At 56.9% G+C, this 11,287-nt stretch carries 11 protein-coding genes; 6 read left to right on the top strand and 5 right to left on the bottom strand.

Annotation, left to right across the window (positions count from 1 at the left end):
• Positions 1-291 precede the first annotated feature (291 nt).
• Complete coding sequence (locus tag RTP97_RS09705) at positions 292-879, top strand: WYL domain-containing protein (protein ID WP_312413057.1); 588 nt, start codon at positions 292-294, stop codon at positions 877-879.
• On the opposite strand, the gene symE is transcribed toward RTP97_RS09705, so the two are convergent.
• Complete coding sequence (gene symE / locus RTP97_RS09700; protein ID WP_312413054.1) at positions 876-1,187, bottom strand: endoribonuclease SymE; 312 nt, start codon at positions 1,185-1,187, stop codon at positions 876-878. The genes RTP97_RS09705 and symE overlap by 4 nt on opposite strands.
• A gap of 206 nt (positions 1,188-1,393) precedes the next feature.
• On the opposite strand from symE, the gene RTP97_RS09695 reads away from it, so the two are divergent.
• The 3 genes from RTP97_RS09695 (at position 1,394) to RTP97_RS09685 (ending at position 4,855) form a co-directional block, all read left to right on the top strand.
• Entirely contained in the window at positions 1,394-2,515 is a 1,122-nt protein-coding gene (locus RTP97_RS09695) for a cupin domain-containing protein (protein WP_312413051.1), read from the top strand.
• Positions 2,516-2,727: 212 nt separating this feature from the next.
• Positions 2,728-3,795 carry an HlyD family secretion protein gene (locus RTP97_RS09690; protein ID WP_312413049.1) on the top strand — a complete coding sequence of 356 codons (1,068 nt, stop codon included), beginning with the start codon at positions 2,728-2,730 and terminating at the stop codon, positions 3,793-3,795.
• Positions 3,785-4,855, top strand: a complete 1,071-nt coding sequence (locus tag RTP97_RS09685; RefSeq protein ID WP_312413046.1) for a DUF2955 domain-containing protein — start codon at positions 3,785-3,787, stop codon at positions 4,853-4,855. The genes RTP97_RS09690 and RTP97_RS09685 overlap by 11 nt, the downstream gene beginning before the upstream one ends.
• On the opposite strand, the gene RTP97_RS09680 is transcribed toward RTP97_RS09685, so the two are convergent.
• A complete protein-coding gene (locus RTP97_RS09680; RefSeq protein WP_312413043.1) occupies positions 4,856-6,127 on the bottom strand; it encodes a DUF445 domain-containing protein in 1,272 nt (423 codons plus the stop codon). It lies immediately after the preceding gene.
• A 41-nt stretch (positions 6,128-6,168) separates the two neighbouring features.
• A complete protein-coding gene (locus RTP97_RS09675) occupies positions 6,169-6,690 on the bottom strand; it encodes a VOC family protein (protein ID WP_312413040.1) in 522 nt (173 codons plus the stop codon).
• 209 nt (positions 6,691-6,899) lie between these two features.
• Here RTP97_RS09675 and RTP97_RS09670 point away from each other — a divergent pair, with 209 nt between their 5' ends.
• Positions 6,900-8,270 carry an NAD-dependent succinate-semialdehyde dehydrogenase gene (locus RTP97_RS09670; protein ID WP_312413038.1) on the top strand — a complete coding sequence of 457 codons (1,371 nt, stop codon included), beginning with the start codon at positions 6,900-6,902 and terminating at the stop codon, positions 8,268-8,270.
• A gap of 44 nt (positions 8,271-8,314) precedes the next feature.
• On the opposite strand, the gene RTP97_RS09665 is transcribed toward RTP97_RS09670, so the two are convergent.
• On the bottom strand, positions 8,315-9,727 hold the full coding sequence (locus tag RTP97_RS09665) for a PLP-dependent aminotransferase family protein (protein WP_312413035.1): 1,413 nt from the start codon (positions 9,725-9,727) through the stop codon (positions 8,315-8,317).
• A gap of 177 nt (positions 9,728-9,904) precedes the next feature.
• Between RTP97_RS09665 and RTP97_RS09660 the strand changes: the two genes are divergently transcribed.
• Positions 9,905-10,069, top strand: a complete 165-nt coding sequence (locus RTP97_RS09660) for a DUF1127 domain-containing protein (protein WP_312413032.1) — start codon at positions 9,905-9,907, stop codon at positions 10,067-10,069.
• Between the two features lie 25 nt (positions 10,070-10,094).
• On the opposite strand, the gene RTP97_RS09655 is transcribed toward RTP97_RS09660, so the two are convergent.
• Entirely contained in the window at positions 10,095-10,991 is an 897-nt protein-coding gene (locus tag RTP97_RS09655) for a LysR family transcriptional regulator (protein ID WP_312413029.1), read from the bottom strand.
• Positions 10,992-11,287 lie beyond the last annotated feature (296 nt).

The following is an 11,287-nucleotide window of genomic DNA, read 5'->3' as shown; positions in this document are numbered from 1 at the left end:
TTCCCTCATGCTTTTGCATGAGCAATTTTTAATAGAAAAAGAGTTATAGATATATTTTGTTAATTTCGGTTAAGTATAGTGCTGGCAATCCCTTTTTCCAGTTGAGTATTGCTAAAGAGTGATAAAAAATTATTAGAATTGTTCATATATGTAGCGCGCCATCAATAAAAAGTATGAATTTTATAGTGAGTAAATACTCAATTAAAAAAAATAATTATAGTTTTCAACGCGCCTGCCGTTAATTATTAGATCTTAACGCCTTTCAAGACCTTCTCTTTCGGGACGTAAACAATGAAGGATAACGGCAGTACAAAATACGATTTGCTCATTGAGCGCCTGTGCGAAACCTTTGGCGCGCTCTATCAGGGCGTCACCATCGATAAAACCTGGCTTTGCGAGCGGTTTGGCATTGCGGAGCGAACGGCCTACCGGGATCTCGCCAGGCTTGCCCACGTGCTGGACGAGGTATCGAGCGGGCGCTTTAAGCTGACAGCGGACCTGCTGCCATCGCTCCATGCGGGCCATCTGGCCGAGTTCGCCAGCTTTGCTGGCGTTGCGCATCTTTTTCCGCATCATGAGGGTCAGTCCCTGCGTAAAGGTATAAACAGCGCCGACGTGACGCTGCATGTCTCTGCCCATGCGGCCACGTTCGTGACGCGCCGACCGTTTTTTCCTGCTCAGCGCCTGCTGAAGGAGCACCATGACGGGAGCATTACCATTACAACGGCAATCAGCGACCAGAACACGCTGTTTCGCTGGTTACGCTACTGGCTGCCTGACATCCGCATAGTGGCCCCGGCGACGCTGAGCGCCGCTTTTATGCAGGATCTACAGGCGCGCTGCGAGCCGGCTACCAGCGAACAGCCGCAAGACGCTTAATTTACCCGTTTCTTCGCCGCGACCAGGTCGATGTAGTCCTGTACCTGGCGCTGCTTTCGGGGGGAAAGCTTGCTGATTTTCCGTACCGAGCGAACCAGCTCCTCTTCTACGGGTTTGGCGATCAGCACAATACAGCCGTTCAGCACCCGAACATCCATCTCTGTGCCGGTTGAGAAGCCGGCCTCCTCCAGCCACTGGCCCTTTATGGCGATGGCTGGCACATGAGCATGGTCGTGAAAGCGTGTCGCATAGCTGACGGTTAAACGGCGTTGCGTAACGGGATCTACAAGACAATTTTCATCTGCCATGGTAACGGCTCCTTAAAGAGACAAAGGCGATACGCCGAAAGAGAATGACTGTCATTATATACAGTGCTTCTCTGCTGGCTATTTAGAAAAACTCAAAGAGTTATTTAGAAATAGTGGGTTCGCCAGACTCTTGACCCATGACAAGGCGGCGGTGGTAACGACCTCCTTATAATCAGGGTCGTTTGTCCTCTCTCTGGTGTGAACCTATGGCTTACCAACTCGATCTGAACTGGCCGGAATTTCTGGAAAAATACTGGCAAAAACAACCGGTTGTTTTAAAAAATGCGCTGCGCAACTTTGTTGATCCTATCACTCCCGACGAGCTGGCAGGGCTGGCGATGGAGCCGGAGGTGGACAGCCGCCTGGTTAGCTATCACAACGGCCAGTGGCAGGCCAGCAACGGGCCGTTTGAGCACTTTGATAACCTGGGTGAAACCGGCTGGTCGCTGCTGGCCCAGGCCGTCAACCACTGGCATATGCCCGCCGCCGAGCTTGTGCGTCCGTTCCGCGTGCTGCCGGACTGGCGCCTGGACGACCTGATGATCTCCTTCTCCGTGCCGGGCGGTGGCGTAGGTCCGCATATTGATCAGTACGATGTCTTTATTATTCAGGGGATGGGTAGCCGTCGCTGGCGAGTGGGTGACAAGCTGCCGATGCGTCAGTTCTGTCCGCATCCGGCGCTGCTGCACGTCGACCCCTTTACGCCGATTATCGATGAGGATCTTGAGCCGGGCGATATTCTCTACATTCCGCCTGGCTTCCCGCACGACGGCATTACCCATGTTACGGCGCTGAACTACTCCGTCGGCTTCCGGGGACCCAACGGCAGGGATCTGCTCAGCAGCTTTGCTGATTACGCCCTGGAAAACGATCTCGGCGGCGAGCACTACAGCGATCCCGATCTCACCTGCCGCGATCATCCGGGGCGGGTAGAGGCCTATGAGCTCGATCGTCTGCGTACGATGATGATCGAGATGATCCAGCAGCCCGAGACGTTTAAGCAGTGGTTCGGCAGCTTTGTGACCACGCCGCGCCACGAGCTGGATATCGCACCCGCCGAGCCGCCCTATGCGCAGGATGAGGTACTGGACGCCCTGATGGGGGGGGAGTGTCTGACCCGCCTGAGCGGCCTGCGGGTGCTGAACGTCGGCGAAAGCGTGTTTATCAACAGCGAACCGCTGGAGATGTCCGATCCCGCAGCGGCGGATGCGCTCTGCCACTACACCACGCTTGGTAAAAGCGAGCTGGGCGCGGCGCTTGGTAACCCAACATGCGTGGCCGAGCTCACCGCGCTGATTAACCAGGGCTACTGGTACTTCGACGAGTAAAAGTGTGCGAGGATAGCTCGATATGCCCGGCGGCGCAGGCTTGCCGGGCTGACAGTAGCCGCAGCCTTTCGCAATCCATGCTCTTAACCGGACCACTTCTTGATAGTTCCCCTGATAAGCATTAGCTTACCCCGCTTTTGTCAACAGACGCCGCTGGCACGCCTGCCTGCGCCGCTGCATCACCTGCACTAACACCGTAAGACATAATAATTATGATGACGCCTGAACAAAAATTCGCCCGCTGGGTAAGGGTCAGTATTGCCTCTTTCCTGCTGATGTTTGTCTATTTTATCGTTGCGGATATCTGGATCCCGCTGACGCCGGACTCCACCGTGATGCGTGTGGTGTCGCCCGTTTCCGCCCGCGTCTCTGGCTACGTCGCGCAGGTCTATGTGCACAACAACAGCCAGGTAAAGAAGGGCGACCTGCTGTTTGAGCTGGATCGCACGCCGTTTATCAACCGCGTCGAGGCGGCGCAAATTGCGCTGCGTCAGGCGCATCTGACCAATCAGCAGCTGGATGCGCAGATCGCCGCTTCGCAGGCGAGCCTGACCAGCGCCCAGCTTACGGCCCGTAACGATAAGGCGACCTTTGATCGCTATCAGCGCCTGAGCGCTACGCAGAACGTCTCCCAGCAGGATCTCGATAAGGTCCGTACCGCGTGGCAGTCCAGCGAGCAGTCGGTCAGTAACCTGCTGGCAAACATCCGCGCGCTGCACATTCAGCGTGGCGACCGGGACGATAGCCGTAACGTTACCCTGCAGAAGTACCAGAACGCGCTGGAAGAGGCGCAGCTTAACCTTGGCTGGACGCAGATCCGCGCCGAAGCAGACGGGACCATCAGTAACCTGCAGCTTAGCCCTGGCTGGTACGCCTCTGCCGGATCGGCAGCGCTGGCGCTAGTGAGCAACAATACCGATATCGTGGCCGACTTCCGTGAGAAGAGCCTGCGCCACACCAAACCGGGGACGGATGCGGCGGTGGTCTTTGACGCCCTGCCGGGCCAGGTCTTCCATGCCCGAGTCACCTCCCGCGATGCTGGGATCCTGGCGGGTCAGGAGGCGGTAAACGGCGATCTCTCCCAGCCGGAGACCTCTAACCGCTGGGTGCGCGATGCCCAGCGGATGCGCATCCACGTGGTACTGGACGAACCGCTGGCGCAGCCGCTGCCGACCGGGGCGCGCGCCACCGTTCAGCTCTACAACAGCGAAGGCCCGTTTGCCCACTTCTTCTCGGGCCTGCAAATTCATCTGGTTAGCCTGCTGCATTATGTCTATTAGTACGCTGGCCCGGTTTTTTTCGCCTCACGACAAGGTCGTCTACTCGGCTAACGATTTCCGCCAGACGCTGCGCATTGCCCTGGCGGGGACGCTGGCCCTGAGTATATCGAGCTTCTACAACGTGCAGTACGGCGTCTTTTTTGTGGTCTACCCGCTGATGCTGATGTCGCTGGTGCCGGTCTTTAATGGCCACGTGGCGAGGCAGTTTATCTTCAGCTCGGTAATCAACTGCATTGAGATGGTGCTGATCATCGGCTTTCTGTCGCACTGGCCGGTGATCATGACGCTGGTGGTCTTTGCTCTGTACGTGGTGCGCTTTCGCTTTATGAGCCAGGGACCGCTGTTTCTCTTTGGCTCGATGGGCGTGGTATGCCAGAGCACGATGCTCAATTTCATGAGCTATCCCACCAACGACTGGCACGTGCTGTTCTTCTCGAATATTGAAGCCTGCGTGCTGGCGGTCTGCCTGAGCGCGCTACTGCACTACCTGATCCCGGACGTTGAGCCGCGTATGCGCCCGCCGGTTATTGAGAAAGATGCCGCGCGGATCCGCCACGAGTCGCTGCTCTCCGGCACGGTGGCCACGCTGATCTTTATCGTTTTCCAGGTGTGTAACCTCAGTGACTCGCTGTCGGCGCTGATGGCGGGCGTGCTGAGCCTCTTCCCGATGAGCTACCGTGGCGCGGTGCTCAGCTCCCTGTGGCGAATAGCGGGGGTGGTATTGGGCTGTCTCTATATTCTGCTGATCCAGCTGGTGCTCTACGATCACAGCAGCCATATGCTGCTGATGATGCCGCTAATCTGCCTCGGACTGGGGGTGGGCGCACGGCTGCATACCATGGAGAAGGTGGGTGCCGGGGTGGGCTTTGCCAGCATCTCCACCCTCGGGATCATGTTCGGCCAGAACATGCACCCGAACCAGGATCTGGTGTTCAGCGATCTCTACCGCATTATCTCGGTTACCTTGTCGCTGCTCATCACCCTGACAATGGTGTTCCTGGTGCATCTGCTGCTCAACCGCTTTGAGGCCACGCGCTACGTGATACCCCCGCCGGCCTGATTAGCCGGCAAACAGCCCCGGCAGCTGCGACAGGAGCCAGAGGATCAGCCCGATGGTGCCGCCGACCAGCGTACCGTTGACGCGAATAAATTGCAGATCTTTGCCGATGTTCAGCTCGATCTGCTGCGACATCTCCTTCGCATCCCAGCTCTTGACCGTATCGCTGATGTGACGGGTCAGGAACTGGGCAAACTCCGGCGCGACGCTGCGGGCGGCCTGCTCAAGGTGCTGATTAAATGAGGCACGGAGGGCGCTGTCCGCTACCAGCGTCTCGCCAAACCACTGCCCGGCCTCGGCAATGCGCAGCTGAACTTTTGAATTTTCACCCTCCATATCGGCCTTCAGCCAGTTGCGTAGATCTCCCCACAGCTCCCCCAGATAGCGGTTAAAGGCTTCGTCCTCTTTCAGGTACGTTTTGGTGCTCTCAGCGCGGGCAGCCATCTCCGGATCGTTCTTCAGCCGGTCGATAAGCTTAAGGGTCGCTTTGTCAAACGCCTGGCGGATCTGGTGGGCCTGGTCGTGGCTGATGTCATCCAGCAGGGAGTTTACGGCGCTGGAGACCATCTCCGCGCTCTGCTCCCCCAGCCACTCGGTGGGCAGCAGCTTCGCCTTGCGGGGATGCTCGGTCTTCAGCCAGCGCACGATGTGGTGAGCGATAAAGTCCCGCGTGCTCTGGCGCTGGATAAGCGTCAGCAGCTGGGCGATCAGCGAGTCCAGCAGCACCTGGTGACGGTTGTTTTTAGTGAGGCTCTCCAGCACCAGCGCGGTAGTGCCGGAGAGATCGACTTTGTCGATCGCCTTGTGTACGGCGCGCTTGAGCAGATTCTGAATGCGCGCGTCATCAGTGAGATCGAGAAAGCCGCTCATTACCTGGAGCAGGTGCTGGCCTACGCGACGGGCGTTATCCGGCTGGCTGAACCAGGTACCGATCATCAGCGCGGGCTCATGGCGACGAATCAGCGCAATCAGCGACTGGGTATCGAGAAACTTCTCCTGCACAAAGATGCCAAGATTGTCGCCGATCCGCTCCTGATTACGCGGGATGATCGCCGTATGGCGGGAAATGAAGGGCAGCGGCACGCGGCGAAACAGCGCCACCACCGCAAACCAGTCGGCCAGTGCGCCAACCATGGCCGCTTCGGCCACCGCCTTCACTGCGCCTACCAGACGGGTGGGCGGCAGAAACAGCGTGGTGGCAAAGGTTGCTGCAGCGATCAGCAGCAGCGACAGGGCCAGGCGCTTGGCGCGTTTAAGTTCGGCTAATTTATCCATCTGTTCATCATAGATCCCTGACGATTAAATAGAAATCCGAATCAGGGTTTCCAGCGCCGCGAAGCGGTCTCTTTTTCATAGGGCATCGGCGTAGGGCGAGAGATAAATTCAATGATGCCGCCCCAGGGCGTGCTGCCGTAGCAGAACTGGTTGCCGTCGCCGTACTCGGTAGGGAAGGTAAGCGGCTTAGGCTCGGTGAACATCTTCCCCCCGGCCTCTTCGAAGCGTTGCGTTGCCTGCTCAATGTTATCGGTATAGACCGCAAAGTGCTGTAGACCGTAGTCGCTGGCCCGTGGCGGGCGATCCTGATCCGGCCCCTGCATCTCAAAAAGCTCGATGCCTGGACCATTGTGCAGCTTCAGCATCCTGACCGCTTTCACCTGAGTACCCGGGGCAAGGCGCAGCGTATGCTGCTGGGCGTCCTGGTCGATCTCCTGGCCGGGCGAGACGGACTCATAGAGCAACTCCGCGCCCAGGGCGGCGCACAGGAAAGTGGTAGCCTGTTTGATGTCCGGAACGGTAATACCAATGTGGTCCATACCGCGAATAGTTGCTTCACTCATGATCTCTCCCGATATTTGGTCAGTGATTTTATCCATGCGTTTAAGCGTAGAAGGTGAACGCCCCATCGCGCAAACGCTGGGCTATTCTTCACTTCACGGTGGATTCGGAACCGTCCGTTTATGCCGGATAATCCATGCATCATCATGCATTTCAACTACCCTTATTAACCTTATCAGCATCTTTTACTGCTAACCAGGAGGTATTTGAGATGGCCTATCAGACAGTGAACCCATTTACAAATCAGCTCGTTAAAGAGTATCCATCCCATAGTGACGCGGATATCGAGGCGACGCTGAGTAAAGCGGATGCGCTATATCACTCCTCATGGTCGAAGGGCGATATTCAGCAGCGTCTACCCGTCCTGCTTAAGCTTGCCAATCTGCTGGAGGAGCGCAGCGAAGAGCTGGCGAAGATCGCCACCCAGGAGATGGGCAAACTGATCGAGCAGAGCCGCGGTGAAGTGAAACTCTGCGCCGATATTGCGCGCTACTACGCCGATAATGCCGATACTTTCCTTGCACCGGTAAAATACGTTTCCGATCTGGGCGACGCCTGGGTTGAGCATCACCCTATCGGCGTGCTGATGGCGGTGGAGCCGTGGAACTTCCCTTACTATCAGCTGATGCGCGTCCTGGCGCCGAACCTGGCCGCCGGTAACCCGATTATCGTTAAGCACGCCAGCATCGTGCCGCACTGCGCGGAAATCTTCGAGCAGCTGGTGCGGGAGGCGGGCGCGCCAGAGGGGGCGTACACCAACCTGTTTATCTCTTCGGATCAGGTATCCAACATCATTGCCGACGATCGCGTCCAGGGTGTGGCCCTGACCGGGTCTGAGACGGCGGGCAGCGCGGTCGCGGCGCAGGCGGCCAAAAAGCTCAAGAAAGCCACCCTTGAGCTGGGCGGTAACGACGTCTTTGTCGTGCTGGACGACAGCGACCTGGAGAAAGCCGTTGAGGTGGGCGTCACGGCGCGTCTGCAAAACGCCGGGCAGGTCTGCACCGCCGCGAAGCGCTTTATTGTGCAGGAGGCGGTTGCCGATAAGTTCCTGGAGAAATATACCGAAGCCTTCCGCCAGGTGAAGATTGGCGACCCGATGGATGAGTCCACCACCTTAGGCCCGCTGTCGTCTAAGGACGCGCTGGAGACCCTGACCAAACAGGTTAACGAGGCGGTAAAAAACGGTGCGAAGCTGCATCTTGGCGGTAAGCCCGTTGAGCGCGAAGGTAACTTCTTTGAGCCGACCATTTTGACCCACATTACCCGCGACAATCCGGCCTATTTCGAAGAGTTCTTCGGCCCGGTAGCGCAGATCTATGTGGTCAAAGATGATGACGAGGTGGTGAAGCTGGCCAACGACTCCAACTACGGCCTGGGCGGGTCCATCTTCAGCCAGAATATCGACCGGGCAAAAGCGCTGGCGTCGCGGATTGAGACCGGTATGGTCTACATCAACTCCCTGACCGATACCGCGCCGGAGCTGCCGTTTGGCGGCGTCAAACGCTCCGGCTTTGGTCGTGAGCTGTCGGATCTGGGGATCAAAGAGTTTGTGAACCAGAAGCTGGTCGTTGTCAGTAAGTAGTTGTCAGTAAATAAACGATTGTCCCCCTCCTGCCAGGGAGGGGGCTATTCCATTGCCACTTTTACCGCATTGCCCAGCTTCTCCATCACCGCCTGATGCTTCTCGTTTGGCGGCAACGCGCAGTTGATGCGTACGCAGTTGCGATATTTGCCTGATGCCGAAAACAGCGATCCCGGCGCAACCTGGATTTTCAGCTGGCACAGCTGCTTAGCCACGCACACCATATCGACCTGCTCGGGCGGCTCGACCCACAGCATAAACCCGCCCATCGGGCGAGTGATGCAGATCCCTTCCGGAAAATATTCCCGTACCCAGCAGGTATAGATCGCCATATTACGCTGATAGAGATGGCGCATCCGTCTGATATGACGATGATAATGACCTTCTTTGATAAAGCTTGCCGCCGCGAGCTGGGTGACCGGGACATTGCTACCCAGCAGGGCGTACTTCATCTGCAGAAAACGATCGTGATAGCGGCCAGGCACAACCCAGCCGACGCGCAGGCCAGGCGCGACGGATTTGGTGAACGAGCTGCACAGTATTACCCGGCCATCAATGTCCCAGGAGTGGATCGTGCGTGGACGAGGATACTCAGTCGCCAGCTCGCCATAGACATCATCTTCAAAAATCACGATGTCATGACTCTGGGCAAGGGCGAGAAGCGCTCGTTTGCGTGCGTCCGGCATAATAAACCCGAGAGGATTATTACAGTTCGGCACGGTAATAATTCCCTTAATGGGCCACTGGTCAAGTGCCAGCTCTAGCGCCTCCACGCTCATGCCCGTTTCCGGATCGGTGGGGATCTCGATGACCTTAAAACCCAGGCTGCGCAGAAGCTGCATGGTGCCGTAATAGGTAGGGGACTCGATAGCGACGATATCCCCAGGCTGGCACACCGCCAGCAGGGCCAGCGATAGCCCGCTCTGGCTGCCGCTGGTGACGATAATATCCTCCGCGCTCACCACCGATCCGCCGTCTAGCATCAGGCGGGCGATCTGCTCCCGTAGCTCCTGACGGCCGGTCAGAGAGTCATAGCCAAGAACCTCGTTGAGATTGTGCTGTACCAGGCGTTTAAGCTCGCGCCAGAGCGGTTGCAGGCTGGGCTGCTCAATATCGGGCGCGCCGCTGCTGAAGGGAATGACCTCTTTATCTTTATGACCTTTCAGCATGTCGATCACCTGATCCCACTGGGTGATCTCCACCGGACGCTGTACCGGCCGCGACATAGGGGGAACCGGCGGCTGAACCTTGCGCGGCGCGACAAAGTAGCCGGATCGCGGCTGCGGGGTAATAAGCTGTCGTGTTTCCAGCGTCTGGTACGCCTGCTGAACGGTACTAATACTTACGCCATGCTCCTGGCTCAGGCTGCGTACCGACGGGAGCTTTTCTCCGTGGCGATACAACCCTTGCTCAATGCGCTCAGCCAGCATATTCGCCAGATTTTGGTAACGTGCCATGCTGTATCTCTCTCTCTTGCCATACAGATAAAAAAACCAGTACAGATCCGTGCTGATGACGCTATTCAGATAGCGTTTTAGCGCATCTGTATGGAAAACAAAACTGTTTTGTGAGTCTGTATTGTTTATGCCGCTCTCGCTGAAAATAGTGCTTCAGTCAACGCGAGGAGGCAGAGAATGGAATTTTATGAAAATAGGGCAAAAAGGCCCTTTATCGGCTTTGTGCTGCTCTGGCGAGCAGTCAAAAAGTGGCATCTTCGTAGGCAAGCGCAGCGTATCCTGCAAAAAATGAGTAACGAGCAGCTAAGAGATATCGGGCTGCGGCGGGGAGAAGTGGAGTAGGTAAAATTGACTCTGCGCATCGGCTTCACTTGTCGCTAAAAGCATCCCGCAGCAGTCGCCACATATGGTGCGCCGCCGGGGTAAATCGACGATCCGAATTACGCAGCAGGTGACACTGAGCGCTGCTGGCGATGGGGTGATCGAGCGGCACCGCCTTCAGCCAACCCTGGCTTATCGGCCCCGCGGCAGCGTATTCGGTCATAAATGAGATTCCCAGCCCCGCCTGGCTTAGGCTCATGGCGGTGGAGAAGAGGTTGCAGCGGTAGGCCGGGTGGAACTGCAACCCCTCGCTTTTAAACATCGCGTTCATATGGCGCTGGAGGCCAAAGTTCTCCGTCAGGGCGATCAGCCGGTGTTCGATCAGCGCCTGAATGGTTATAGAGGGACGGGTGGCGATAGGGTGATCGGGGGAGACCACCGCACAGATCGGCCCCCACTGAAAGCTGTGCCGTTTCAGCTCCGGCGTGCCGATAGGGCCGAACGCCAGCGCCATGTCGGCGTCGCCGCTGGCAATCTCGTTGAGCATCTCCTGCATGCTGCCGACGGTGATATCCACAAACACGTGCGGATAAGAGCGCGCAAAGCTGCACATCACCTCGTCAATAAAGGTCGTAATCAACCCGCCGCCAATCTTTACCGAGACGCTGCCGCCGCGCATATGGCGCAGATCCTTCAGGTGGCTCTCCAGCTTCTCCCGTCGCTGGCGGCCCTCGAAGTAGTCTGCCGCCAGCAGGCGTCCCGCTTCGGTCAGCACCACCGAACGCCCGCGCCGCTCCAGCAGGGGGAGCTGGAGCGCACGTTCCAGCTGGGCTATCTGGCGGCTGACGACGGAGGGGTTGATGCCCAGCATATCCGCAGCCCGGCGGATGCCGCCCTGAATACTGACTTCGTAGAGATAGCCTACCTGTCGTTCATGAAACATCGCGCCTGGCTCCTGTCTGTTGACCTGAAAGCAACAATAACATTCATCGCCAGGCATTTATAATCCCCAATGTTTATAGATAATCGAATTTCCGGTTATTTTTTGTAGCCGCGAAAAAATTAAGAAAATATACGCACCATAAAAAGACAGATGCACCAGGCTGGTGCCCTGCATAGGTGAGAGAAGTTAATTTACTTATCTCTTAATCGTCACCATTAAAATAAATTATTTTTTCGCTGCCGATTATTGAGGCATGGTTTCTGCTTAATTGAAAACGCACAGAAAATTAAACCTGT

Origin of the sequence: Pseudescherichia sp., assembly GCF_031998825.1 — a bacterium.
Lineage (GTDB): Bacteria > Pseudomonadota > Gammaproteobacteria > Enterobacterales > Enterobacteriaceae > Pseudescherichia.
Note: the sequence above shows the minus strand (reverse complement) of the source record. Positions and strands in the feature narration are given on the sequence as shown.

What these genes read in the sequence shown, in the direction of transcription:
- RTP97_RS09705 (WP_312413057.1), top strand. Translation starts at nt 292, where the DNA reads ATGAAGGATAACGGCAGTACAAAATACGATTTGCTCATTGAGCGCCTG.
- symE (WP_312413054.1), bottom strand. Translation starts at nt 1,187, where the DNA reads ATGGCAGATGAAAATTGTCTTGTAGATCCCGTTACGCAACGCCGTTTA.
- RTP97_RS09695 (WP_312413051.1), top strand. Translation starts at nt 1,394, where the DNA reads ATGGCTTACCAACTCGATCTGAACTGGCCGGAATTTCTGGAAAAATAC.
- RTP97_RS09690 (WP_312413049.1), top strand. Translation starts at nt 2,728, where the DNA reads ATGATGACGCCTGAACAAAAATTCGCCCGCTGGGTAAGGGTCAGTATT.
- RTP97_RS09685 (WP_312413046.1), top strand. Translation starts at nt 3,785, where the DNA reads ATGTCTATTAGTACGCTGGCCCGGTTTTTTTCGCCTCACGACAAGGTC.
- RTP97_RS09680 (WP_312413043.1), bottom strand. Translation starts at nt 6,127, where the DNA reads ATGGATAAATTAGCCGAACTTAAACGCGCCAAGCGCCTGGCCCTGTCG.
- RTP97_RS09675 (WP_312413040.1), bottom strand. Translation starts at nt 6,690, where the DNA reads ATGAGTGAAGCAACTATTCGCGGTATGGACCACATTGGTATTACCGTT.
- RTP97_RS09670 (WP_312413038.1), top strand. Translation starts at nt 6,900, where the DNA reads ATGGCCTATCAGACAGTGAACCCATTTACAAATCAGCTCGTTAAAGAG.
- RTP97_RS09665 (WP_312413035.1), bottom strand. Translation starts at nt 9,727, where the DNA reads ATGGCACGTTACCAAAATCTGGCGAATATGCTGGCTGAGCGCATTGAG.
- RTP97_RS09660 (WP_312413032.1), top strand. Translation starts at nt 9,905, where the DNA reads ATGGAATTTTATGAAAATAGGGCAAAAAGGCCCTTTATCGGCTTTGTG.
- RTP97_RS09655 (WP_312413029.1), bottom strand. Translation starts at nt 10,991, where the DNA reads ATGTTTCATGAACGACAGGTAGGCTATCTCTACGAAGTCAGTATTCAG.